22 protein-coding genes are annotated in these 23215 nt (G+C 66.3%); 5 read left to right on the top strand and 17 right to left on the bottom strand.

The genetic code is table 11. From position 1 onward, the window contains the following. Nucleotides 1-11 precede the first annotated feature (11 nt). Nucleotides 12-1301: a hypothetical protein gene (locus ACIUM1_RS02280; protein WP_406817495.1), complete on the top strand. Its 1290-nt coding sequence runs from the start codon at nucleotides 12-14 to the stop codon at nucleotides 1299-1301. Here ACIUM1_RS02280 and ACIUM1_RS02275 read toward each other — a convergent pair. The 5 genes from ACIUM1_RS02275 to ACIUM1_RS02255 all read right to left on the bottom strand — a co-directional run bounded on the left by ACIUM1_RS02275 (nucleotide 1298) and on the right by ACIUM1_RS02255 (nucleotide 7139). Further along, nucleotides 1298-2659, bottom strand: coding sequence for an HNH endonuclease signature motif containing protein (locus tag ACIUM1_RS02275; protein WP_406815683.1), 1362 nt, complete (start codon nucleotides 2657-2659; stop codon nucleotides 1298-1300). The genes ACIUM1_RS02280 and ACIUM1_RS02275 overlap by 4 nt on opposite strands. A 125-nt stretch (nucleotides 2660-2784) precedes the next feature. Beyond that, the gene (locus ACIUM1_RS02270) at nucleotides 2785-3903 is read right to left on the bottom strand and encodes a M24 family metallopeptidase (protein WP_406815682.1); all 1119 of its coding nucleotides are present in this window, start codon (nucleotides 3901-3903) and stop codon (nucleotides 2785-2787) included. Beyond that, a complete protein-coding gene (locus tag ACIUM1_RS02265) occupies nucleotides 3893-5062 on the bottom strand; it encodes a M24 family metallopeptidase (protein ID WP_406817494.1) in 1170 nt (389 codons plus the stop codon). The genes ACIUM1_RS02270 and ACIUM1_RS02265 overlap by 11 nt, the downstream gene beginning before the upstream one ends. Nucleotides 5063-5196: 134 nt before the next feature. Beyond that, complete coding sequence (locus ACIUM1_RS02260) at nucleotides 5197-6420, bottom strand: cytochrome P450 (protein WP_406815681.1); 1224 nt, start codon at nucleotides 6418-6420, stop codon at nucleotides 5197-5199. Beyond that, nucleotides 6417-7139: a TetR family transcriptional regulator gene (locus ACIUM1_RS02255; RefSeq protein WP_406817493.1), complete on the bottom strand. Its 723-nt coding sequence runs from the start codon at nucleotides 7137-7139 to the stop codon at nucleotides 6417-6419. The genes ACIUM1_RS02260 and ACIUM1_RS02255 overlap by 4 nt, the downstream gene beginning before the upstream one ends. A 136-nt stretch (nucleotides 7140-7275) precedes the next feature. Here ACIUM1_RS02255 and ACIUM1_RS02250 point away from each other — a divergent pair, with 136 nt between their 5' ends. Then, the gene (locus ACIUM1_RS02250) at nucleotides 7276-7752 is read left to right on the top strand and encodes a nitroreductase family deazaflavin-dependent oxidoreductase (RefSeq protein WP_406815680.1); all 477 of its coding nucleotides are present in this window, start codon (nucleotides 7276-7278) and stop codon (nucleotides 7750-7752) included. Between the two features lie 49 nt (nucleotides 7753-7801). Here ACIUM1_RS02250 and ACIUM1_RS02245 read toward each other — a convergent pair whose 3' ends face one another. The 3 genes from ACIUM1_RS02245 to ACIUM1_RS02235 all read right to left on the bottom strand — a co-directional run bounded on the left by ACIUM1_RS02245 (nucleotide 7802) and on the right by ACIUM1_RS02235 (nucleotide 9879). Continuing rightward, complete coding sequence (locus ACIUM1_RS02245; protein ID WP_406815679.1) at nucleotides 7802-8293, bottom strand: DUF2231 domain-containing protein; 492 nt, start codon at nucleotides 8291-8293, stop codon at nucleotides 7802-7804. Nucleotides 8294-8322: 29 nt separating this feature from the next. Further along, a complete protein-coding gene (locus tag ACIUM1_RS02240; protein ID WP_406815678.1) occupies nucleotides 8323-8955 on the bottom strand; it encodes a hypothetical protein in 633 nt (210 codons plus the stop codon). Nucleotides 8956-9069: 114 nt separating this feature from the next. Next, nucleotides 9070-9879, bottom strand: a complete 810-nt coding sequence (locus ACIUM1_RS02235) for a SigB/SigF/SigG family RNA polymerase sigma factor (RefSeq protein ID WP_406815677.1) — start codon at nucleotides 9877-9879, stop codon at nucleotides 9070-9072. An 858-nt stretch (nucleotides 9880-10737) separates the two neighbouring features. Here ACIUM1_RS02235 and ACIUM1_RS02230 point away from each other — a divergent pair. Continuing rightward, nucleotides 10738-11628 (top strand): SDR family NAD(P)-dependent oxidoreductase, encoded by an 891-nt coding sequence (locus ACIUM1_RS02230; protein ID WP_406815676.1) that lies wholly within the window; start codon nucleotides 10738-10740, stop codon nucleotides 11626-11628. Nucleotides 11629-11644: 16 nt separating this feature from the next. Here ACIUM1_RS02230 and ACIUM1_RS02225 read toward each other — a convergent pair whose 3' ends face one another. Together ACIUM1_RS02225 and ACIUM1_RS02220 are read right to left on the bottom strand one after the other, a co-directional pair. Next, complete coding sequence (locus ACIUM1_RS02225) at nucleotides 11645-12277, bottom strand: cutinase family protein (RefSeq protein WP_406815675.1); 633 nt, start codon at nucleotides 12275-12277, stop codon at nucleotides 11645-11647. Nucleotides 12278-12514: 237 nt separating this feature from the next. Continuing rightward, nucleotides 12515-13120, bottom strand: a complete 606-nt coding sequence (locus ACIUM1_RS02220) for a TetR/AcrR family transcriptional regulator (protein WP_406815674.1) — start codon at nucleotides 13118-13120, stop codon at nucleotides 12515-12517. A 195-nt stretch (nucleotides 13121-13315) separates the two neighbouring features. Here ACIUM1_RS02220 and ACIUM1_RS02215 point away from each other — a divergent pair, with 195 nt between their 5' ends. Next, complete coding sequence (locus ACIUM1_RS02215) at nucleotides 13316-13861, top strand: class I SAM-dependent methyltransferase (RefSeq protein ID WP_406815673.1); 546 nt, start codon at nucleotides 13316-13318, stop codon at nucleotides 13859-13861. A gap of 7 nt (nucleotides 13862-13868) precedes the next feature. Here the strand turns inward: ACIUM1_RS02215 and ACIUM1_RS02210 are convergent, their stop codons facing one another. The 3 genes from ACIUM1_RS02210 to ACIUM1_RS02200 form a co-directional block, all read right to left on the bottom strand. Further along, a complete protein-coding gene (locus ACIUM1_RS02210; protein ID WP_406815672.1) occupies nucleotides 13869-15245 on the bottom strand; it encodes a DEAD/DEAH box helicase in 1377 nt (458 codons plus the stop codon). A gap of 310 nt (nucleotides 15246-15555) precedes the next feature. After that, on the bottom strand, nucleotides 15556-15927 hold the full coding sequence (locus ACIUM1_RS02205) for a thiocyanate hydrolase (RefSeq protein ID WP_406815671.1): 372 nt from the start codon (nucleotides 15925-15927) through the stop codon (nucleotides 15556-15558). Nucleotides 15928-15940: 13 nt separating this feature from the next. Continuing rightward, nucleotides 15941-16627: a nitrile hydratase subunit alpha gene (locus tag ACIUM1_RS02200; protein ID WP_406815670.1), complete on the bottom strand. Its 687-nt coding sequence runs from the start codon at nucleotides 16625-16627 to the stop codon at nucleotides 15941-15943. Between the two features lie 111 nt (nucleotides 16628-16738). Between ACIUM1_RS02200 and ACIUM1_RS02195 the strand changes: the two genes are divergently transcribed. After that, the gene (locus tag ACIUM1_RS02195; RefSeq protein ID WP_406815669.1) at nucleotides 16739-17587 is read left to right on the top strand and encodes an enoyl-CoA hydratase-related protein; all 849 of its coding nucleotides are present in this window, start codon (nucleotides 16739-16741) and stop codon (nucleotides 17585-17587) included. Nucleotides 17588-17660: 73 nt separating this feature from the next. On the opposite strand, the gene ACIUM1_RS02190 is transcribed toward ACIUM1_RS02195, so the two are convergent. The 4 genes from ACIUM1_RS02190 to ACIUM1_RS02175 all read right to left on the bottom strand — a co-directional run bounded on the left by ACIUM1_RS02190 (nucleotide 17661) and on the right by ACIUM1_RS02175 (nucleotide 23205). Beyond that, the gene (locus ACIUM1_RS02190; RefSeq protein WP_406815668.1) at nucleotides 17661-19370 is read right to left on the bottom strand and encodes an FAD-binding protein; all 1710 of its coding nucleotides are present in this window, start codon (nucleotides 19368-19370) and stop codon (nucleotides 17661-17663) included. Further along, nucleotides 19367-20707, bottom strand: coding sequence for an aromatic ring-hydroxylating dioxygenase subunit alpha (locus ACIUM1_RS02185; RefSeq protein ID WP_406817492.1), 1341 nt, complete (start codon nucleotides 20705-20707; stop codon nucleotides 19367-19369). Before ACIUM1_RS02185 ends, ACIUM1_RS02190 begins: the two co-directional genes overlap by 4 nt. Nucleotides 20708-20794: 87 nt before the next feature. Beyond that, nucleotides 20795-22324: an acyl-CoA synthetase gene (locus ACIUM1_RS02180; protein ID WP_406817491.1), complete on the bottom strand. Its 1530-nt coding sequence runs from the start codon at nucleotides 22322-22324 to the stop codon at nucleotides 20795-20797. Nucleotides 22325-22332: 8 nt separating this feature from the next. Further along, nucleotides 22333-23205: an enoyl-CoA hydratase-related protein gene (locus ACIUM1_RS02175; protein WP_406815667.1), complete on the bottom strand. Its 873-nt coding sequence runs from the start codon at nucleotides 23203-23205 to the stop codon at nucleotides 22333-22335. Nucleotides 23206-23215 lie beyond the last annotated feature (10 nt).

Here is a 23215-nt window from a genome sequence, read left to right as displayed (position 1 = left end):
TTTCGGATTGGGTGATCGGCGATCATTACGGATTGCCGCTCCCGGCCGGCCCCGCGGCCTTGCTCAGCGGGGGAGCGCCCTTTCTGACCCGGGCGTTTCGGGCCGCCGGAGTGCTCACCGAGAACGGCGTCGCCCGGATCGGCGAGTTCCGGGAGATCAGCGGCGGCAGCACGGGGCGCAAGGCGATGCTGTCGATCGAATACGACTGGCCCGCGCCGGATTTGCACACCGATCTGTTCGTCAAGTTCTCCCGCGATCTCGACGACCCGGTGCGCGATCGCGGCAAAACCCAGATGGACTCCGAGGTCCGGTTCGCGTCGTTGGCGCGTGTGCCCGAGTTCCCCATCGCGGTGCCCAGCCCGCAGTTCGCCGACTACCATGCTCCGAGCGGCACTGGCATCTTGATCACCGAGCGAATCAAGTTCGGTGCCAACGGGATCGAAACCCAGTACCACAAGTGCCTCGACTACGAGATGCCCGAGCCGTTGCAGCATTACCGGGCGCTGCTGACCGCGCTGGCGCGACTCGCCGGCACCCACCGGTCCGGTCGGCTGCCCGCAGAACTGACGGCGCACTTTCCGGTGGACGTGCGGGCCGCCACGGTGGGAGAACGCACGCCTTTGTCTATGGAGAAATCCATGGAGAAACTGGGACGACGCCTCGAACAGCTGGCCGGATTCATTCACACCCATCCCGGCCTGGTGCCCGACGGCGTGGGCTCGCCAGAGTTCCTGGCGCGCTTGGCCGATGAGGCGCCGCGATTGGCCCGTCACGAGGACGCGATCATCGAGCAGCTGGCCGCCGACGCAGATTACGTCGCGCTGTGCCACTGGAACGCCAATATCGACAACGCCTGGTTCTGGCGGGATGACGACGGCGCCCTGCGCTGCGGCCTGATGGACTGGGGCTGCGTCAGCCAGATGAATTTTGGCATGGCCCTGTGGGGAGCCATGTCCGGCGCCGAAACGGCCATGTGGGATACCCAGCTCGACGACTTGCTGCAACTGTTCGTCGCGGAATTCGGGCGCTACGGCGGCCCGCGCCTGGATCCGGACAGGCTGCGCCGGCACACGCTGCTGTATGCGGCGGTGATGGGACTGGCGTGGCTGCTGGACGTACCGGCGTTGATACGCAAGCGATTCGACAACGCGCCGAGCAGCCGGACGGATCCGCGAATCAGGGACGACGAGAGCGTACGCGCCCCCCTGCAGATGTTGTCGAACCTGCTAGTGCTGTGGCACCGAAATCCGCTGGGTGACCTGCTTGGCGACGCACTGGACGAGGAGGGGCGCGTCGCCTAGGGCGCGTCGTCGTCTCGGTCGCGGAGCAGCTTTTCGGGATGGTGAAACACGTTGACGCGTGGCCTTCCCCGATCCAGATGCGGGGGCGGCCGCCATTCGGTGTCGCCCTTGGCGTTCTTGCGGGTGGTCCAGCCACCCGGCCGCAGCAGGCGGTGGTGGGGTCCGCAGGCGAAGGTGAGGTTGTTGACGTCGGTGGTGTGGCACCCGGCCCAGTCGTTGACGTGATGGAGTTCGCAGTAGTAGCCGGGTAGCGTGCAGCCCGGAGCCGAGCACCCGCGGTCCTTGGCGTACAACACGATTCGCTGAGCCGGCGAAGCCAGGCGCTTGGTGTGATACAGCGCCAGCGCCTTGCCCTGGTCGAAGATCGCCAAGTACTGATGGGCGTGGCGGGCCAGACGGATCACGTCGCTCATCGGCAGGATGGTGCCGCCGCCGGTCAAGCCCCGCCCGGCGGCGGCTTCCAGCTCCTGGAGCGTGGTGGTGACGATGATGGAAGCCGGCAGGCCATTGTGCTGACCCAACTCGCCCGAGGCGAGTAACCCTCTGAGCGCCGCGTTGAGTCCGTCGTGGTTACGCTGGGTGCCGCTTCGGGCGTCGCTTTCGATGGCTTGCTCGCTGGGACTGCCTTCTATACAGGGGTTTTCGTCATCGGGATTGCACATGCCGGGGGCCGCGAGTTTGGCCCAGACGGCTTCGATTGTGGCGCGTGCTTCGGGCGTCAGCCAGCCGCGCAGCTGCGACATGCCGTCGGCTTGCTGATCACCCAGCGTCAGGCCGCGCTGCCGGGCGCGGTCCTCGTCGGTGAAGTTGCCGTCGGGGTTGAGGCAATCGGCCAAGACCGCTGCCAGCTTGTCGAGCTGTTCGGGCCGATACCTGGTTCCCTCCAGGGCGAGTTTGGCCTCGGCCTGCTCGCGGGTGCCGGCGTCTATCCAGCCGGGCAATCGGTGGTAGAACTTGCGGATGACCGCGACCTGACCGGGTCCCAGTGTGCCGTCGCGTTGCGCGGCCGCGGTGGCGGGCAGCATCGGCGGCACGGGTTCGCCGGTCAGGCCATGGCGCGGCCCGAGATCGCGCGCCTCCTTGATGCGCCGGGATGCTTCGGAGCGGCTGATCAGCGTGGCCTCGGTGATCGCATGGGTCAGCGTGCCGCCGAGTTCTTGGGACGGTGCTTGGCGCGCAAGCGAATTGATGATCGGATGCTCGACAGCCGGCAATCGGCGCCGCACCTTTTCGCAGCGTTCCAACACCGCCAACTGCTCGCGGGTGGCCAAAGCATCACAGTCATACCCGACCAGGTCGTCGAGGGCGGCGTCGATGGTGTCAAACGCCGTCGACAAGGCCTCCCGATCTACGCTCACACCCTGAAACTATCGGAGGCCACCGACAAATATCGCCACCGTGTGACCGCTGAAACTAAAGTGGCACAAGGGAATTAAGAGTACTGGTATTCGTGAGTTAGCACGCAGGGGGCAGGCCGACCTCGCTAGCTCCAGGACGGGCTGGTAGTCAGTGCCTCGGCGCCATCCGCGGTGATATGCACGGTGTCCCGGCGGAACACCGCGCCGACGTCGCGCTGCCACACGTAGCCGGTGATCGCCAACACCATCCCGGCTTCGAGCCGGTCGTGTTCGCCCGCGGCCAAAAGGCTTTCGGACACCACCGGTGGATCGAACCCCAACCCCAGCCCGTGCGCGACAGGCATCGGCGGGATCGGCTCGCCGGCCGCCGCATAGGCGGCGAGCAGATCGCTGGTGGGCGCGCCCGCACGACAGGCCGCAAGCATCCTGTCGCTCAATCGATTCGAGCGCTCGAGCAGCGCACGGGCCTCGCCGGAGACGGTATCGCCGGCTGGCCAGGTGCGGCCGACTTCGGCGACATAGCCATTCGCCAGCGCGCCCGCGGCGAACGCGACCAGGTCGCCCGATCGGACCTCATGCGCAGCGGCGCGCCGCCACGGCTGTTCACGCGACGTCACCCATGCCGCGTCCTGGGTGGCCGGGGTGCTCACCCCGCCCGCGGCCATCGCCTCCATCATCACCCCGGCCAGTCTCCGCTCCGAAACACCCGGCGCCAACTCGCCCAGTGCCGTGGCAAGTCCACGTTCGGCGACATGCACAGCCTGGTCCATCGCGGCGATTTCGTCGCTGGTCTTGATGCGCCGCGCCGCACGCATCGCCGGCTCGGCATCGACGAGTTCGGCGTTGGGGAACGCCTCGGGCAGCAGCGCCGCGAAAGTGGGCGTGATCGCGTCGGTCCCGACCCGTCGCGCCGTCTCGGCACCGTCGACCTTCTTCAGCACGTCGATGAGGGTCATCGGATTCCAGGCAAGCCCGTACAGGTGATCGTGGCCGATCTCCTCCGGCACCCCCTCATCGTCGGTGCTGTTGAGATACATCTCTCCGGTGGCGCGCACCAGCACGCACATCGGGCCGAACGGCCGGGTACCGGCTATCCACAGCTGCGGCGCGCCGGTGACGTAACGGATGTTGGCCTGGCGGCCGAGCACCAGGATGTCCAGGCCGTGCTCCGCCATTTCGGCGAGGGCGCGTCCCCTGCGGCCCGACCGCAACGCGCGCGCGTCGGGCAGAACTTCAGTCGCCATAGGGGGTGTAGGGGTAGTCGGTAATCGGCGCGTAGCCGTCTTCGGTGATCACCACGATCTCCTCACTGCGGTAGCCGCCGGTGCCGTCCTCCCACATCACCGGTTCCAGAACCAGGACCATGCCGGGCGGAAAGACGAAATTGTCGTCGAACGCCTCGCCGAGATCCGTTCCGATCATGGGCGCTTCGGCGGGGTAGGTACCGATGCCGTGGCCGAGGTAAAAGTGCGGCAGCCACGGTTTGCGACCGCCGTTGGCCGCGATCGCGGCACGTGCCAGATCACCCGATGTCGCACCGGCTTTGGTGACCGCGAGCACGGCCTCTAACACGGCGCGCCACTGCCGAAACTGGTCTTGCTGTTTGGGTGTGGGCTTTTCGCCGACGATCCAGGTGCGGCCGAAGTCGGAACAGTATCCGTGGTAGGTGATGCTGATGTCGGTCCACAGCACGTCACCCGCGGCCAGTTCCCGGTCGGTGGGGAGCAGCGGCAGCGCGAGATCGCCATGCGTCGTCCACACCCCGGTCGCCCGTGACGTCGGCATCACCTGCCAGATAGCCTCCAGCATGTTCGTGGTGGCGCCCAGTTCGAACGCGCGACGGACAAAGGTGGCGGACAGATCGATCTGTCGCACACCGGGTTTCAGCGCCTTCTGCACGTCGACGATCGCCCGTTCGGTGATGCGGGCCGCCCGGCGCAGACACGACAGCTCGTCGCGGGTCTTCACCAATTGCGCGGCGCCCACCACGATCGCCGCATCCGTCGGCGGTCCGGCCGGAAACAGCTTGGCCGCCGCCCGTCGCATGGCACCGGTGAGTTCGTCGACGGCGACATTGGCCCCCGGCGGGATCAGTCCGGCCAGCTTCCGCGCGAAATCCTGCACGCCATGGTCGAATTCGAGATAGGCAGGGCCGTGCAGATGGTCGTCGGGCACCGGATACTCCGCGGCCGCGCCGCTGCGCAGCGGCATGAACAGGTGCGGATGCACGTCGTCGGCGAAGACGACCGCGACCGGGCGCTCCACGTGCGACAGGCCGGCGTCCAGCAGCGGCCAGCTGGCCCCGGTCGCGTATCCGACGTAGCCGTTCATCAGCAGGATCAGCGCGTCGACACCATATTCGGCCATCGCGGACCGCAGCCGCGCTCCGATCTCGACACGCATGCGGGCCCAGTCCGGTTCCTCGGGGATATCGAGCACCGAGCCATGGGCGGTCAACGAATACTTGCCGCTCACCGGGTCAGCACGCCGATCCGTTCGAGATCGGCCAGATAGAACCTCCGGCGCCAGATCCGGCTTCACCATGTCACGGGCAGCTCGTAGAGGCCGTAGGCCAGGGCGTCATGTTTGAACGGAAGGTCATCCAGCGGCACGGCCAGCCGCAGGGTCGGAACGCGGCGCAGCAGCGTGGGCATCACGATCTGTAGTTCCATGCGGGCCAGTTGCTGACCCACGCATTGGTGGCGGCCGTAACCGAAGCCGACGTGCGGCCCGTCTTCGCGGAGCAGATCCAGCCGGTCCGGGTTGGGGAACTGGCGGACGTCCCAGTTGGCTGGGGCGACGTCCAGGATGATGCCTTCGCCGGCGCGGATCGTCTCGCCGCCAATCTCTATGTCCTCGATGGCGATTCGTCGCTGCCCGGTCTGGATGATGCTCAGGTAGCGCATCAGCTCTTCGACCGCGGTGGCGATCACCTTCGGGTCGTCGGTGTCGCGGAGCAGCGAGCCTTGATCCGGGTGTTCGAGCAACGCGGCAATGCTCAGGCTGATCATGTTCGCGGTGGTCTCGTGGCCCGCGATCAGCACGCCGGTGGCCAACTGCGCGGCTTCGCGCACGCTGATCTCTTCGACATTGACCCGCTCGGCCAGGTCGGACACCAAATCCTCGGAGGGACTGTGCATCTTCGTCCGGACCAGGTTGGCCAGATACTTCGCCAACGAGGCGGCGCCCTGGGCGGTGTCCTCCTCGGTCGCGTAGCGGCCCATGCCGCGCTGGGCCTGTGTCTGGAAGAATTCCGCGTCCTCGTAGGGCACGCCCAGCAGTTCGCTGATCACCAGGGAAGGGACCGGCAGTGAGAGGGTGGCGACGACGTCGCCCGGCTTCGGGCCCGCCAGCAGCGCGTCGATGTGGTCATCGGTGATCTTCTGCACCGCCGGCCGCAGCGCTTCGACCCGCTTGAACGTGAACGGTTTCGACAGCATCCGGCGGAACCGGGTGTGTTCCTCGGCATCGGAGGTGAACACCGAGCGCGGTCGCTTATGCACCGTGGCCAGCATGCCTTCATTCCAGTGCGGATAGCCGGGTAACCGGTCGTCGACACTGGTGCGGGAATCGGTGAACAGCGCTCGGATCGCCTCATACCCGTGGATGAGCCAAGGGGTGCTGCCATCCCAGATCCGGACCCTGCTCAGCTGCCTGTCGGCGTTGAGCTCCAAGACCTCGGGCGGCGGGGCGAACGGGCAGCCGGGCGCCCGTGTCATCGGAAACTCCGGGATATCGGTGGCGGTGGATCCTGCGGTCATCGTGCTCCTCGGTGGTTGGCGTGGCCGGTCGGCTGCGCTGCTGGGCCGTCAGTCACTCCCACGTGGACCGGCGCGCGCCACAGGCCGACGATCGCGTCGATCAGCCCTTCGCCGGCCACCGGCCACGCCGAACGCGACCGCGGGCCGTGTTCGGCCAGTGCGCCTTCGTGCTCAGCGCAGGTGTGCATGAGCAGGTTGCGCACCATCACCATCCGTTCGGAACGCACTCGCTTGGGCAGTTCGGGAAGGCAGCGGTCGATGCCGTCGAGCGTCTGCACCAGCAACGGTGACGCCAGAGCGTCTTTGGTGACCACGTGGCGGTAGGCCGGATCAGCCATCACCTGTGCGGCGAACCGGGCGTACCAGGTCGGGTTGCCCAGCGCAGACAGGTGATCGGTCAACGGGCGCACCAACGCGCCGACCCAGTCCCGCAGCTCGGTCGAATCGCCGATCGCGGTCAGCATTTGGGCGCGCAGCTCCTCGATCGGCTCGCGATGCTTGCTCTCGATCGCACGGAGCAGGTCGACCCTGGTGCCGAAGTGGTAGCACGCGGCGGCGTTGTTGCCCTGTCCCGCCGCCTCGCTGATCTGCCGGTTCGATACGGCGTACATTCCGCGTTCGGCGAAGAGCACTTCGGCGGCCGACAAGATGGCCTCCCGGGTGCCGGTCGACCTGTCGGAGCGAGCGGCCCGCTCGGGAGTCATCGCCTCAGTGAACACCTCGCGCCGGGTTAAATCAAGCAATTTATTTCGCTGAGGTCCGCGGCGCCCAGGTGCTCGCCGAAATCCCGGTTCGTCAGCGGTATTTCATCGTCCTGACGCTTCGGTCCGGGAGCCGCGGACTTACAGTAATCCCATGAACCCGCTGCAGCGGTGGGTCCGCAACCCGACGGCCTACCGTGTGCTGGTGCTCAACGGTCACCAGATGGTGGAGGCGCTCGAATCCGTGCTTCGCTTCCTGACCGGCGGCCGGCTCGGGGCCCTGGACCTGGCGGGGCTGCCCAACGTGCGGATCACCATCTCGGGCCGCAAAACCGGCCTCGCCCGCAGCGCGACCGTGCAGTACGTCCCCTGCCGCGACGGCCTGCTGTTGGTCGGATCCAACTGGGGGCGCCCGCTTCACCCGTCCTGGTCGGCGAATCTGAAAGCGGCGCAACGGGTAACCGTGCGGCGTCGCGGCCACCGGTTCGTGGCGACGGTGCGGCTACTCGGTGGCGGGGAGCGCGACGAAGCCTGGGCGAAGGCGCTGGCGTACTGGCCGAATTATCGACTCGCCCAGGAACGTGCCGGCCGGCGCCGATTTCGGCTGTTTCTTCTCACTCCCACCGCCTGACGGACGGTCGGCGCGGCCGTTGTCAACCGGGGTGCCGCCGGCGGCGTCGTCAGCCCGGGTGGTTCTTCGTCAGGCGGGCGATCTCGTTGCCCCACACCGATTGCGCACCGGCGTCGCCCACGCGGTAGATCTGGACCATCGACGAGATTCCCACCGCCAGCACGAGTATCGCGACGAGTATCCGGGTGACGGCGCGGCCCTTGTCGGATTGGCGCTCGATCTCGCGCACCACGACCAGCACGACGGCGGCCGCCAGCAGCGCGGCGGAGAAGTAACTCATCAGGCTGCCCCGCTCGGCGTGTTCGCGCAGGATCGGACTGGGGTTAGTTCTCAGGTCGTAGAGCCAGCCGCCGGCGTTGATCGTGATGGGCGTCAGCACCATGTTGACCACGGCGAGGAGCAACGTGAGCCACATCAGCTGCCCGCGCCGCGCTGCCGGCCATAACCCGCACACGATGTCCAGCAACGCGGTCAGCGGCACCAGGACCAAGACAAAGTGCAGCAGCAGGGCGTGAGCCGGCATGCCGTTGATGACGTTCATAGCGTCCCCCCGATTGCGGTGTGCGACACCTAGCCGCCAAGCCCTTTCTTGATGGCCGCGTCTTGCTTCTGGCCGACGTCGTTGACGAAGTCGGGCGGGGCCAGCGTGTCGGTGGGGCCGTCGAATTCGACCGTTGCGAACGCCTTGCCCTCGGCGAAGAGCAGGATTACCACACCCTTGCTGCGGTCCGGCGTGTTGCCCATCAGCATCGTTCCGCCACTGCCGATGTTCGAGGGTTGTGTCGTCGGGTCCTTGATCAGACCACCCTGCTCGCCTTTCGCGGCGTTCAGCGCGTTCGTGGCGGCGTCGGGGTCGTCGTAGACCTGGATCGTCACCTTGATCGCGTGACTGCCGTCATCGTCCTTGAAGGTGGTAGCCACGCCCGGCTGGCCGTTGGGATTGCTCGTCGGGGGCGCGGCGGTGAAGGGGACCGGGGCGTTGATGTCACCGGGCTGGATGAGCAGCTTGGCGTACTCGCTGGGCTGCGCCGGTGCCGGTGCCGCCGCTGCCGAGCTGGGGCTGGTGGTGGCCGAGGTCGCCGAGGTGGCCGATCCCGACTTCGACGGCGACGGCTGCGACTTGTTGCCACCGCAGCCTGCCACCAACACCGCCAGCGCCGTCGTCGCTGCGACGCCCGCGATCACCGTTCGTGACATCCCCATCGCGTCCAGCTCCCTTCCAGGTGTCCTGGCGACAAAGTCGGATTTTCCTTCGATCGCACAGTACAGGGCTGCGCGGCGGGGTCCGCCGCGCAGCGTCCTGGGGGAACTGGCCGCCTACTCGAGTTGATCGCGCAGGCTGGTCAGCGTGTTTGCCAAGATGCGGGACACCTGCATCTGCGACACGCCAATCCGTTCCGCGATCTGGCTCTGCGTCATGGATTCGAAGAACCGCATGCGCAACACCTCGCGTTCGCGCTGCGGCAGGGTGGCAACCAAGACCCGCAGCGCTTCCCGATTGGTGATGTGTTCGATCTGCGGATCGATGTCGCCAACCGAGTCGGCCACCGAGCGAGGCGATCCCGAACTGTCGGCGCCGAGCGGTGCATCCAGGGAGTCGAGCCGATACGCGTCACCCGCGACGAGGCATTCGACGATCTCCTCCCGCGGTACCTCGAGGACCTGGGACAATTCGCCGGCGGTCGGCGCGCGTCCGAGCTGCTGGGACAGATCCGCCGTCGCCCGGCTGATCTGCACGTGCAACTCGCGCAACCGCCGCGGGACGCGCATTCCCCAGCTGTAGTCGCGGAAGTAGCGCCGGACTTCGCCCATCATGGTCGGCACCGCGAACCCGATGAAGCTGGGCCCCTTCGCGGGATCGAATCGGTTGACGGCGTTCATCAGCCCCAGCCGCGCAACCTGAATCAGGTCCTCGAGACCTTCGCCCCGCCGGGCGAAGTGGCTGGCCACATGATCCGCCAGCGGCAGGCATCGAGACACGATGCGTTCGCGCTGGTAAGCGTACTCATGCGATTCGGCGGGCAACTGCTGCAGCGCCAGAAACATTTCGACGACGTCGTCGTATGAATCGTCTTTCTTGCTCGTGGGTGCAGGAGCTGGACGGGTTGCAGAAATTACATTTGTCATCGGCTGGCCCACCCCATGTTCGCTCGATGAATCGTGTAAACGGTTGCGCGAGAACAAGTTTGCATGCTGACTCTCTCCTTGAGTCGTATGCAATGGGACGTTGCAGCTTTGCGCACATCTCGCCCCCACTGCATCTCAATCCGCCGGACGGTCGATCAACCAACGCACGAAGGAGCGGGGAGCTGGCTGGGGCTGATTCGCCGGAGCCGTACCAAGCTCAGTAGCCGTGCGGCTCACTGGACCGCTTTTAGCTAAACGGCGACACGTCCATAACGGACTTCATTCGAGACTATACGCCCCTTCGCCCACCCCGGCGCGGGGCCGGTGATGTGGGTCGCGGGTTTTTCCGGCCAATGCTCAGCGCGCGCAAACAAAGCGTCAGCAACCCGGCCTATCCCGGCGCTACAACCCCACCGGCGCCGTCAAATATGTCGCCGAGCTGCGCTATCCCTCGAGTCACGTCGACGCTTCGCGCGGTTTGCAGCAAACCACATTCGGTCCGATTTCGGGCTGGCGCCGCCGGTGGCTAGCGGTTGCACGTTAATTCGCGGGGCGCTGCCCGCGGCGGTTGCCGGTGGGAAGGGCGTCGTCTGCCTCGGTGGCCGGCCTGCGCCGCGATTGCGCAGCGCAGAGGCCCCAGAGACCGCTCAATCGCCCGGTTGGTAGAGATTGCTCGATGCGCGCTGAGCCGTGTTCTCGCCGTGTTCGGCGGCGTTGGTTCGCATTTTTGATTCGGCTGGGTACTGTTCGCCTAATGTTCGTGACCTCGAGCGAGCGCCGGCTTTGCCACCGGTGGCGAGACCAATTCGCGCCCAACGCTTTACGTAGCCCTCGGCGCGGTCGCGGCGCCACCGGGCGATGAGCGGCGCCGAGGCTCCGCTGGCCGGCCGCGGCGTGGTGGTATCCGGCGGCAGTCGCGGTATCGGGCGGGCGGTCGCCGAGCTGCTGGGCGGCCTGGGGGCCGGTGTGGTCGTCAACGGTCGCGATGAACACGCCGTGCACGAGACGGTCGCCGCGATCACGGCGGCGAGCGGACGGGCCACCGGGTTGGTGGGAGCCGCGGACGAACACGGCGTCGCCCGGTCGCTGATCGAAGAATGCGTGAGCTCGTTCGGGCGGCTGGACACGCTGATCAATTGCGCGGGCATCGCCGAACCGCCTGGCTCGTCGATATTGACGATCACCCCGGACGAATTCGACAGGCTGATCAGCGGCCACCTCGGCACGGCTTTCCACACCTGCCGGGTGGCCGCTCCGGTGCTCGCCGCGCAGGGGCACGGCGCCATCATCAACACCAGTTCGGTGGCGTTTCTCGGCGATTACGGCGGGACGGGATATCCGGCCGGTAAGGGCGCCGTCAACGGCCTGACGATGGCCATCGCCGCCGAACTGAAGCCCTACGGCGTGCGGGCCAACGTGGTATGTCCCGGGGCCAGGACGCGGCTGTCCACCGGTGCCGAATACCAAAAACACATCGAAGACCTGCACCGCCGGGGACTGCTGGACGAGACGACCATGCGGGCATCGCTCGACAGCGCTCCACCGGAGTTCGTCGCACCGGTCTACGCATATCTCGCCAGCGATCTGTCGCGTGACGTGACGGGTCAAATCCTTGTTGCCGCAGGCGGTTTCGTGGGTCGCTTCGAACGCCAAACCCCGCGACTGCTCGGCTACCGCGACCACCACCAGGCGGGGCCGTGGTCGGTCCAGGAGGTGCACGGGATGGTCGGCGGAACCGGCCGCTGCTGAGCCGATCCCAGGCCCGTCAGACCCTTTTGGCGGCGAAATCGGCCGCTTGGTCCACCAACCCGGCCTCCACGTACTGGCGGTGGGCGGCGGGGTTGCCCGCGCCCGAACAGACCGGGTCGCCGGGGACGCACAATTCGAGCGTCTTCGCCGAATACAGCGGCCCGATGGTCACCGGCGGCTGGTTGATGATGCTCATGAACTGGCTCGACGGCTTGCCGAACAGCGCCACCGCTGCCACGTGATTGGCCACCTCGGCCGGCATCGGCTGCAGAGCCTGCACCAAGTGCACGCCGTCCGGCACGGCGCTTTCGGTGACGAACCCCATCACCGCGGCGCCCTGCGAGTAGCCACCCAGCACCATCTTGGTGCGGGGGCAGTTCGCCGCCATCTGCTCGATATGATTGCCGGCGTCGCTGATGCCGTCGGCGGCCGTGGGGAAGTCGGTACTGGCCGGATAGTCGACGGGGTACACGTCCACCGACTTACCGCCGACGTGCGAGCGCAAGGTGTCGACGAAATTCTGCCCGACGCGGCCGATTCCGGGCGGCTCGGTGGTACCCCGGGCGAACACCACCTCGACGTCGGGGCACGGAGCCGCGGACGCCGATGCGACCGAGCCGATCAGCGGAGCCCAAATCGGCGACAGCACAGCACAAGTCAACACAGCGAGCGGATTCGCCTGCACGGCGTGATCCTGCCACAGGATGGCCGCGAGCGCGCGTTGTGCGGCCGTCCGCCGGCCCGGATGTGACGAAGACCTCCACTCAGCAAAGGGCAGTGCGCCGTTCAACCGCCCGGCCGGATCCGTCGCGCCGCCATCGTGGCTGGCTAACCGGCACGCTGCGGGGAGGCGACCGGGTCCTCCTACCTTGGGGCGCTGCAACTTTCATGCCACCGATGCACCCAGGATCAGGTTGACCGCCTCGTCGAGCTGCCCGGAGATCTCGGCGAAGCTGACGAACCGGGCGGTCATCAGCGCACCGGAAAAGGTCATCTGCAGCGTGGATTTCACGGCGCGGGGCCAGCCCGGGCCGAGCGCCGCCCCGATCCGCTTGGCCACTTCTTCGCCGATCTGTTCCCGGATCGGTGTGACCGCCGGATCGTCGGCCATCAACGCGGCGCCACAGGCGGCGGTCAACTCGGGCTCGTCGGCGACAACGACCGCCATGTCGCGCAGGGTGGCGGTGACTCGGGTCTTGGTCGTGTCGTTGACGTCGGTATGTAGTGGCAGGTCGCGCAGGAAGCGCAGATACACCGCCGCGACGAGCGCGCTTTTCGAGGGAAAGTAGGTGTAGGCGCTGGCCGCCGATACCCCGGCCCGGGTCGCGACCGCACGCATCGTCAGGTTCGCGTACGAGGATTCCCGTAGCTCCGCCAGCCCCGCGTCGAGGACCTTGCGAATGGTCTGCCCGGGCCGACGATCTGACCGCCGGGCCGCGCTCGCGCCGGCCGATTTGCCGGCGACGACAGGGGACGACGTATCTCTAGACACTCGTCCAGTGTAGAAATGTGAGCTGCAGCCAAACAACAACATCCATTCGGCACGCTCCCTCGCGGTTCTGCTGGCGGTTTGGCCAGGCGCTCGCCCGGCCGCCGCACTAGCGTTCCCGATCGGGTGATCGATTACGGACAAGTGTCCAGAACAACGCTGACTGTCACTGGCGCAGCCGGTTCTAGAGTGGCGCCTATGGGCGAGGCGGACCGGCATCGCTGGGACGAACGGTACGCGGCGAAGGGGCCGCCACCGTTGAGTTCGGTGGGGCCACCCCCCGTGTTCGCGGACCACGCCGACGTGTTCCCCACGGCAGGCCGGGCCCTGGACCTCGCCTGCGGACAGGGGACGGGGTCGGTCTGGCTGGCCTTCCGCGGCATGCAGGTAGTGGGGCTGGACATCTCGCCGGTGGCCATCAGCCACGCGCGCGAATTGGCCCAGCGCGCCGCCGTGGGCAACCGCTGTCGCTTCGACGTCGTCGATTTCGACGACGGTCTGCCGGGCGGGGCGCCGGTCGACCTGATCCTGTGCTGCAAGTTCCGGGACCCCCGCCTCGACCGGGCGATCATCGAACGGCTGTCGCCGGGCGGCCTGCTGGCCATCGCCGCGCTGAGCGAGGTCGGGGCGAGTCCCGGTGCGTTCCGGGCCGCGGCAGGGGAACTGCCAGCGGCCTTCACGGGCCTGGATCTGATCGGCGCCGACGAAGGCGACGGTCAGGCGTGGCTGCTGGCTCGACGCTGATGTTGAACTATCGAGCGCTTCCCTGCGCACGGTTCGACCGGCGACGATCCAGCCGTCGCGGGGGCGTGGCCGCGCGATGAGATACCGCAGGCTCGGTGGGTGCGGAATTGCTGTTCGGTGACCGACCGCCATTCCGACGACGCCGTTGCCCGCCGGTGTTCGCTCGGTGTTGCCGAGGCGACTGCGCGGCAGCCATGGCGGGAGCGGGCGCCTGGTAGGGCGCGATCTCACCGACGAGTGCCTGCACCGCCTCCGACGTCGCGGTCACCTGCTGCGGAGCGACCTTGATACCGGCCTTGCGCATCAGGGCCTGGGTGTCGCGCCGCTGCTCGGGCAGGACTACCGTGACGACGTCGCCGGCGCTACCCGCCCGTGCGGTCCGTCCGGAGCGGTGCAGATACGACTTGTGTTCGGCCGGCGGGTCGATGTGTACGACGAGTTCGACCTCGTCCACGTGCACGCCACGCGCGGCGATGTCGGTGGCCACCAGCACCCGGGCGCCACCCGAGGCGAACATGGCCAGGTTCCGCTCGCGAGCGGGTTGAGACAGATTGCCGTGCAAGTCGACCGACGGGACTCCCGACTCGGTCAGCTGTTTGGCGAGTTTGCGCGCTTGATGCTTGGTGCGCATGAACAGGATTCGGCGGCCGGTGCCGGACGCAAGCCGGTGCACGACTTCCTTCTTGGCCTCCGCGTTGGCGACGTGGAACACGTGATGGGTCATCTCGGACACCGGCGAGTTGGCCTCGTCGACGGAGTGCAGCACCTCGTTGCGGAGGAACCGTTTCACGAGCTTGTCGACGCCGTTGTCCAGCGTTGCCGAAAACAACAGCCGCTGGCCACCATTCGGAGTAGCGGCCAGGATCCGGGTGACGCCGGGCAGAAAACCGAGATCGGCCATGTGGTCGGCTTCGTCGATGACGGTGATCTCCACGGCTTCCAGGCTGATCAACCGCTGCTTCATCAGATCCTCGAGCCGACCCGGGCAGGCGACCACTATGTCGACACCCGATTTGAGGGCTGTTACCTGACGGCTTTGTGAGACGCCGCCGAAGATCGTGGTGATCCGCAGGCCGCAGGCTGCCGCCAACGGTTCAAGTGTGGCCGTGATCTGCGTCGCCAGCTCTCGGGTGGGCGCAAGCACCAAACCGGACGGTCGCGAGCGATGCCGGTTTCCCTCCGCCAAGCGGCTGACGAGCGGGATCGAAAAGGCCAGGGTCTTGCCGCTACCCGTCTTTCCGCGACCGAGCACGTCACGGCCGGCTAGCGTGTCGGGCAGGGTCTCGATCTGGATCGGGAATGGGTGCGTGATGCCGCGTTCGGCGAGCGCATCAACCATCTGATTGCGCACGCCAAGGTCGGCAAAGGTTTTGTCGGTAGTCACTTTCGGTGCCTTTCAGGCATCGGTCGTGCCGGACCGCGGCGTTGTCGCGCGCGTCCTCAGCACAAAGGTGGCGAGATTGCCGGAGGGCAAAATCGATCGCCGCGAGACAAGCTGGTGCGGATGCACGGATCATCTGAACGTGGTGGTTGAGCCCGAATTTCGGGGCGACACCAGAGGGATGAAGAAGCGTTCCACGACGTGGTTGACATCTTGCTTTGACGCCAACGCTGGTGCCAGCATAGCGCACCCTGTGCACAACAATGACAAAGCGGCCCCGCACAGCGATGTGATCTGTGTCGCCGAGTACTGATCAGGATTCGAGCCGGGCCCGCACCGCTGCCATGCGTTCGATGAGTTCGGTCTCGTCGATGACACCGCGTACCAACAGGGAATGCGCCAGCGCAACCAACCTGTTTTCCGGGTACGGCAGCTCGGCGTAGACAGTTGCCGACAGCGCGTCCTCGTCGTTGCGCCGATCGACAAAGGCGAGAACATATGGGTCACAAGCGCTTCGATCGAGGGCATCGCACATCCCGTCGAGGCTCGTGTGCCACGGAGGTGTCGGATTTTCGACCCCGTACTTGGCCGCCATGCGACTCCAGATTTGGTTGCGCTCAACGATTTTCGTCAGCGCGGCGACGGTGGCGTTCTCGATGGGGTGCGGAGTGTGCGCGGCGCTCATCTCTCAGCTTGTATCAGGCGGGGTGTACGGCCGGGCGAGTCTGTGTGACGACGTTGGTGGTCACCCCCGGCTTTGGCAGCGCGACACCGATCAGGCAATCGCGCGTGATGATTTCGACCAGTTGGTCTTCGGTCCAACCCTGTGTTCCGTCTGGGCGGACGGGCATCACCATGAACCGATGCTTCTGGTTGGAATCCTCCACCCGGATCTCGACCTCTTCGGGGAGGATGTTCGGCCGAAGCGAGCCAGCGTTCCGGGATTTCGGTCTGCAATGTGTCGTTGCCGGGCCCGGTGTAGCCATGCCACAACTCGGAGAGGTTGAACCGAACGCGTGGTGCTTTTCGGCGAGCACGCGTGCGACCGCCAGCAGCCATCGCGCGTAGTAGGGTAGGCCGAGATAGATGGTGCGGCCCACATCGACGTTGCCCATCCGCCGTCGTTCCTCGGACAACCAGATCCCACGCCACCCGAGCACCTCACACATGACGTACGTGTTGTGCTCCCAAATCTCGTACTGCTTGTTCTCGAATTCGATGGGGGCGTCCGGCTCGCCGCCGACGTCGTGCGGAGTCTTGACGTAGGCGTTGAAGCGTTCGTGGTCAATGAGATCCGGCGTGGGGGCGTCCGGCAGCTCCGGGTACGAGGATTGCAGCCGGGCCACCAAGTCCAGCTGCGCCGCTCGCTCCGACGGGGTCGTCATCACAGCTCCATCCGCTACGGCCATTTTCCGCCTCCACTTCACTCCTCCTGTCCGCATTGCGCAACCTCAAAGCGAATCTGGAGAATGGCGGTCTCCGGTAGTGTCTGCGGGATGGAGCGGCGCGTCCTGGAGGCGGTCATTTATGAGCGCGAACCGCCGATCGCAAGGATCGTCCTGAATCGGGTGGACAAGGCCAACACCAAGGATGCGGTGCTGGTCAGCGAGGTCGATAGCTGCCTGCACGAGGCCGACCGCGACAAGGACATCAAGGTCGTCATTCTCAAGGCGAACGGCAACGGATTCTGCGGCGGCCACGTGGCGCGCTGGGGCCCGGACGAAAACCCCTATCCGGATTTCGGCGACACATTCGAGGACCTCTACAAAGGCACCGCCGATTTGTTCTTGTGGCCGACGCTCTACCTGTGGGAATTCCCCAAGCCGACCATCTCGCAAATCCACGGCTACTGCGTGGGTGGCGGCATCTATCTCGGCTTGCTCACCGACTTCTGCGTCGCCTCCGAGGACGCGTATTTCCAGATGCCACTTGCCCAAAGCCTCGGCGAACCCGGCGGGCACACGATGATCGAGCCGTGGCTGTTGATGAACTGGCATCGCACTATGGACTGGCTGCTGCTGGCCCCGACCCTGTCCGCGCAGCAAGCCCTCGAGTGGGGTCTGCTGAACAAGGTGGTGCCGCGCGAGGAGTTGGAGGACAGCGTCGAGGAGATGGCGCGCAAGATCGCCCAGATCCCGTTGACGACGTTGATGGCGGTCAAGAACAACGTCAAGCGCGCATGGGAATTGATGGGCATGCGGGTGCATCTTCAGGTCAGTCACATCTTGACGAATATGGTTGGCGCCGCCTCCGATGTGCAGGCGCGGCGGGCCGAGCTGATGCAGTCGGGCATGAAACCGCGTGAATTCGTCGACCGCGACGCATCCGACACACCGCCGGCGTGACGTCGTCGCTACCTTCGGCGCAGGGTCAACGCGGTTCTTCTGTGGCGTCGTGGTAGGCGCGGCCAGATACCGACTACCGGCTCATCTCTCCCGCGATTCTGCGGCCGGCGGCGTGGCGCGCGGCGACGTAACCGAACACCATGGAGCTGGCGATGCTCGCCCCGGCACCCGGATACGTTCGCCCCATCACCGTCGCGGTGGTGTTGCCGGTGGCGTACAAGCCGTCGATCACCCGACCCTGCTCGTCGAGAACCTGTGCGTACTCGTTGGTGATCACACCGCCGCACGTCCCGACGTCGGCGGGAAACACCCTGGTCGCGTAGTAGGGAGCGATGTCGAGCGGCCCGATGGCGGCATTGGGCCGGTACCCGGGATCGCCGAGGCAGTCGTTGTAGGCCGATTGGCCGCGGCCGAAGTCGGGATCCAACCCATTGGCCGCGAACCGGTTGAAACGCGCAATGGTGTGGGCCAGTTCGTCGGCCGGAAGGTCGATTTCGCGGGCCAGGTCGGGAATCGACGCAGCCCGTCTGACCGCGCTGGATTCGATCAGCTCGGCCGGTAGCGGCTGGTTCCGCTTCAGGATTTTCAGGGGGCTCGCGCTGGTGACGTATCTGCGCACATATCCCTCGTCGAAAATCATCCAGCACGGCACGGCCTTGTTGGCATACATCGCTTTGCCCACTTCGACATAGGAATTCGACTCGTTGCAGAATCTCCTGCCCGCCGAGTCGACGTAGATGGCCCCGGGACGCTGGCGTCCCGAACCCAGCGAAGCGGCGACGGCGCCCCCATTGGCGATGAAGACCGAAGGCAGCCACCAGGCCTCGTCCAGCAGATCGGTTTTGGCGCCGAGCCGCATCGCTGCCTCGAGCACCTCCCCGGTGTCGCCGGCGTTGGCGATCGACCACCTTCCCTCGTTGGGCTGATCGCCGCTATACCGGCGGCGCATCTCCTTGTTATGGCCGAAACCGCCGGCGGCCAGCAGGACTCCCTTGCGCGCCGCGACGTTCAACGGTGTGCCATCGCGCACGACGCGCACGCCCACCACCCGGCCGTCGTCGACCACCAGGTCCGTCATCGCCGCATCGGTCCACAGCGGGGGCACCCCGTCGCTGAGATCCATCAGCGCCTTGAGCATCTGAGCGATCAACGATGCGCCGTTGGTGAGGATTTGACGCCGCCGCGCACGCGCCATCGCGGTGCGCAGGAACACCCGGGTCGCCACCGCGAATGCCCGGGGCGCGCGGTTGAAGTATTGAACCGAGCGCAACTCGTTGGTCAGCACCACATACCCGTAGTTCTTGGCCAGCGGTGGCTGTACCTTGTCGCTCCAGTTGCCCAACTTCGCGGCGTCGAATGGGATTCCCTCGACGGCGCGGCCGGACGCGTTGCCGCCCTTGTGGTTCGGGTAGTAGTCGCTCCAGCCCGCGCACCGGATCAGTTCGATGCCTTTGCGGCTGAGGAAATTGATCATCTCGAAGCCCGCGGTGAGGAACATCTCGCGCCGCCGGGGGGAGGACGCCGCACCGATATCGCCGACCACGTCGGCAAGGTAGGCCAGGCCGTCCTCGTGCGAGTCCGCGATGCCCTCGGCGCGCATCAACGGGTTGTTGGGCAGCCAGACGATGCCGCCGGACAGTCCGGTCGAGCCGCCGACCAGCGACTGCTTCTCGATGATCAGGGGTTCGAGGCCGCAGTCCAGGGCGGCCAATCCGGCGACCATCCCGCCCCCGCCACTGCCGGCGATGACCAGGTCCACCGAGTGGTCCCACCGGGTCGTCATGGCGCCTCCGAGCCGAAGCCGAGATCGGCGATCGGCACGTCGATGGTGGTGTTGGTCTTCTGGATGGCGGGCAGCAGGGTGGGGTAGGGCAGGCCGGCCAGGAAACCGTCGATGACGCGTTCGAAGTTCGAGATCAGCCCCTCGATCTGGTCGGACAGCCGCATGAACTCAAAACCCTTGGAGTGCAGGCCCTTCTGCTGTCTCGGCAGGTTGGAGAAGTCTTGGGCCGGGATGGGCGGCCAGCGTGGATCATCGGGGGCCATGGGTTCTGGAGGCGTCGGTTTGCCGGCCGACGCGTCCGCCGGAAACCGGGTGAGAGACCAGATCTCGAACAGCGTCTCCTCGGGTCCCAGCGGACGGATGCGGTACGAGGAAGCGCTGCTGTAGGTGGGCAGGATGAAGTGGTGCGGGAAGGCGAATCCGATTGCGTCGGTGATCCCGCGGCGGACCAGGTCGTTGAGATCGGGCATGCCGCTGCCGCGGGCACGGTGCCAGTTGACCACGGCATCGTTGAGGGCGCTGCGCCACGCCGCCAGCGCGGCGGCGGGGTCGGCCGGCAATTCGATGTTCTGCAGGCCCTCGGCGATGCGGATGTCGTTTTCATGCGTCATGCCTGCCATGCCGTCCCCGAGCGTGCGCATGAAATAGAGGCTGCTCGCGACGACGGGATGCACTGCCGCGGAAGGCTCATCGGTCTGCGCGGACGGGAGCAGTTGCGGGTGGGTCTGCGGGACGTGGTAGCCCTCCATGAACGCCGCGGTCGCCAGTTTCCAATTCACCGGCAGCCGGCACGATTGCCACCACTCCACCCGCAGCGAGTCCACCTGCCACGCGTCGTAAATCGACGCGAACGGCTCCATCCAGTCGCGCAACGGCGGTGCGCCGTCGTCCAGGTTGATCCACGCGCATCCGCCCCAAAGCTCACAGCGCACCGACACCAGTCGCAGGTCGTCGGCGGCCAGGTTCTCGTCGGCGAACGCATCGGGCCGTAGGACGAACGTGTTGCGGCCGTCGATGCCCCAGCACCAGCCGTGAAACGGGCACACGAACGTGCGCCGATTCCCGTTGCCTTCCACCAGCTTCACGCCGCGGTGGCGGCAGGCGTTATGGTAGGCGCGCACGCTGTGGCCGTCCACCCGGACCACGATGACCGACTGATCGAGGATTTCGTATTCGACGAAGTCGCCGGGCTTGGGGATCTCCTCGAGCCGGCACGCCATCTGCCACACCCGAGGCCAGAGCAGCTGCGCCTCCAGCGCGTAGAAATCCGGATCGTAGTAGCGCTGCTTGGGGATTCGATCGGCGGTCTGGACCGCCCACGGCACCGGTAGCGGCATCCAATTCACCCTGGCCCGACGCGGGGTTTGCGCGCCGGAAATCTCGTTGCCCATACCTACAGCCATCTCGTCATCCCTTGTGTCACTTCACAAGACCCGCGATACTCTGTCTTGCCAGTAGCGGTCGCGGATTCGTCTCTTGTACAACTTTCCGTTCGGGTCGCGGGGTAGGGCGTCGAAATCGACGGTGCGCGGGCACTTGTAGCCGGCCAGGTGAGCCCGGCAGTATTCGATGAGTTCGGCCGCGAGGTCTGGTCCCGGCGCCACGCCGTCGGCCGGCTGCACGACGGCCTTGACCTCTTCGCCGAATTCGTCGTTGGGAACCCCGAATACCGCCGCGTCGACCAGCTTCGGATGCATGACGAGCACATTCTCCACCTCTTGCGGGTAGATGTTGACCCCGCCGGAGACGATCATGAACGTCGACCGATCGGTGAGATACAAAAACCCGTCTGCGTCGACATAACCCATGTCGCCGAGAGATCGCCACCCGCGGTCGTTGTAGACCGATGCGGTCTTGGCGGGATCCTTGAAGTATTCGAAGTCGGGTCCACCTTCGAAGTAGAGCTCGCCGGATTCCCCGACGGGAAGTTCCCGCCCGTCCTCGCCGACCACATGCACCGGGGTCAGTGGAACCCCCACCGAGCCGGGATGCGCGAGCCATTCCTGCGGACCGATCGTGGTGCCAGCGAAACCCTCGGTGCCACCGTAGTATTCGTGAAGTATAGGTCCGAACCACTCCATCATCTGGTACTTGACGTCGACCGGGCACGGTGCCGCCGCGTGAATGACGCAGCGCAAGCTCGAGACGTCATAGCGTTGCCGGACCGCCGCGGGCAACTTGAGCATGCGCACGAACATCGTCGGCACGAACTGGGCGTGGGTCACCCGGTGGGTCTCGATCAGACGCAACACCGTCTCGGCGTCGAACTTGCGCATGAGAATCGACGCGGCGCCCACCCGGTTGGCCGCCATCGTGTAATTCACCCCGGCCGCGTGATACAGGGGCGCGGGGGACAGGTACACGCTCGCGGCGTCCATCCCGTATTTGTGGATCAACGCCATCTCGAGCACCGACTGCGCCCAAGATCCGTTGCCGTCGATGGGCAGCGGGCGTCGCACCGCCTTGGGCCGTCCGGTGGTGCCGGACGAATAGAGCATCTCCGATCCGTCCGATGCCGGTGGGGCATCGCCCGCGGCCGCGAGCGCTTCCTCGTAGGATCGCCAGCCCGGCAGCGCACCGCCCACCGCGAGGTAGGCGACGACCGCGGTGTCAGCGGTGCGGATGTGCGCGGCCAGCTCGGGCATCGAGGCGTCGACGAAGACGGCTTTGGCGCCCGAGTCGTCGATGACGTAGCCGACCTCACCGGGCACGAAGTGGGTGTTGACCGAAGTGTAGTAGAGGCCGGAAAGCTGAGCGCCCCAGGTAATTTCGAGGAACTCCGGCCGATTCGGCAGCACCAGGGCCACGCCGTCGCCGCGGCGCAGTCCCGCGTCGTGCAGCGTCGCGGCGACTCGCTGGCTGCGGGCATGCAGTTCGCCGAACGAGATCGTGCCGTCGTCGGTGATCAGGGCCGGCGACTGTGCGGCTGCGATCGCGTGATCGGCGATGTTCACCATCGGGCCTATGTTGTTGCGGCGCCGTCGGTCTGGGCGGCGGCTGCGGCCTGGCGGCGGGCCTGCTCGGAGGGCAGCACCTTGTCCTTGAACACCGTCTGAATCAGTTCCTGCACGTCCTTGCTGATCGAGGCCAGCGCTACGAGATCGTTCGAGCTCTGCCAGTGCACGCGCATGCCCATCAGCTCCCAGGCCCGCTTCAGGTTGGCCTTGGTGGCCAGCAGGGTCGTCATCGGTGCCTGCGCGATGTGGCGGGCGATGGCCTCGACCCGGCCGTCCAGCTGGTTGCGGGGGACCACCTCGTTGACCAGGCCGACGTCCAGTGCCTTCTTGGCGTCGATCACCTCGGCGAGATACAGGTAATATGCGGCACGCCGCCAGTTCATGAAAACCCAAGGCTCGATGGAGCATTCGCCCGACGGCATGCCGAAGCCCTGCAGGGGCGGGTAGGAGAAGTACGCGTCCTCCGAAGCGATGACGATGTCGGTGGTCAGCCCGTAGTGGGTGCCGCCACCCACGCAGTAGCCGTGCACCTGCGCGATCGTGGGCTTGGAGAACTCCCACAGGTTCAGGATCGGCTTGACGAACAGGTCGGTCTGCGGCTTCCACGGTGTGCCCATCACCTTGGCGCCCTCGACGAACGACGGATAGTCGACGGCGTTGTTGCCGATGGCATGTCCGGAGCAGAAGCCCTTGCCGTTGGCCTTCATGATCAGCACTTTGATGTCGTAGTCGCGGTCGGCGTCCAGCAGCGCGGCGTCGACCTCTTCGGCCAGCTTCTGGTCCTGGGCGTTGGCCTTCTCCGGCCAGTTCAGGGTGACGCGGGCGATCGGGCCCTCTTTTTCGTAGATGATTCTCTCGCGGGTCTCGTTGAGATCCATAGGGCTCTAC

Source organism: Mycobacterium sp. M23085, assembly GCF_045343915.1.
Taxonomy (GTDB): Bacteria; Actinomycetota; Actinomycetes; order Mycobacteriales; family Mycobacteriaceae; genus Mycobacterium.
This window is presented reverse-complemented; position numbering and strand designations above follow the sequence as displayed.

Excerpts from the sequence above, each read along its gene's own strand:
- ACIUM1_RS02265 (WP_406817494.1), bottom strand. The coding sequence starts at position 5,062 with ATGCGTGTCGAGATCGGAGCGCGGCTGCGGTCCGCGATGGCCGAATAT.
- ACIUM1_RS02245 (WP_406815679.1), bottom strand. The coding sequence starts at position 8,293 with ATGAACGTCATCAACGGCATGCCGGCTCACGCCCTGCTGCTGCACTTT.
- ACIUM1_RS02270 (WP_406815682.1), bottom strand. The coding sequence starts at position 3,903 with ATGGCGACTGAAGTTCTGCCCGACGCGCGCGCGTTGCGGTCGGGCCGC.
- ACIUM1_RS02235 (WP_406815677.1), bottom strand. The coding sequence starts at position 9,879 with ATGACAAATGTAATTTCTGCAACCCGTCCAGCTCCTGCACCCACGAGC.
- ACIUM1_RS02260 (WP_406815681.1), bottom strand. The coding sequence starts at position 6,420 with ATGACCGCAGGATCCACCGCCACCGATATCCCGGAGTTTCCGATGACA.
- ACIUM1_RS02195 (WP_406815669.1), top strand. The coding sequence starts at position 16,739 with ATGGAGCGGCGCGTCCTGGAGGCGGTCATTTATGAGCGCGAACCGCCG.
- ACIUM1_RS02250 (WP_406815680.1), top strand. The coding sequence starts at position 7,276 with ATGAACCCGCTGCAGCGGTGGGTCCGCAACCCGACGGCCTACCGTGTG.
- ACIUM1_RS02230 (WP_406815676.1), top strand. The coding sequence starts at position 10,738 with ATGAGCGGCGCCGAGGCTCCGCTGGCCGGCCGCGGCGTGGTGGTATCC.
- ACIUM1_RS02215 (WP_406815673.1), top strand. The coding sequence starts at position 13,316 with ATGGGCGAGGCGGACCGGCATCGCTGGGACGAACGGTACGCGGCGAAG.
- ACIUM1_RS02205 (WP_406815671.1), bottom strand. The coding sequence starts at position 15,927 with ATGAGCGCCGCGCACACTCCGCACCCCATCGAGAACGCCACCGTCGCC.
- ACIUM1_RS02240 (WP_406815678.1), bottom strand. The coding sequence starts at position 8,955 with ATGGGGATGTCACGAACGGTGATCGCGGGCGTCGCAGCGACGACGGCG.
- ACIUM1_RS02185 (WP_406817492.1), bottom strand. The coding sequence starts at position 20,707 with ATGCCGCTACCGGTGCCGTGGGCGGTCCAGACCGCCGATCGAATCCCC.
- ACIUM1_RS02175 (WP_406815667.1), bottom strand. The coding sequence starts at position 23,205 with ATGGATCTCAACGAGACCCGCGAGAGAATCATCTACGAAAAAGAGGGC.
- ACIUM1_RS02200 (WP_406815670.1), bottom strand. The coding sequence starts at position 16,627 with ATGACGACCCCGTCGGAGCGAGCGGCGCAGCTGGACTTGGTGGCCCGG.
- ACIUM1_RS02190 (WP_406815668.1), bottom strand. The coding sequence starts at position 19,370 with ATGACGACCCGGTGGGACCACTCGGTGGACCTGGTCATCGCCGGCAGT.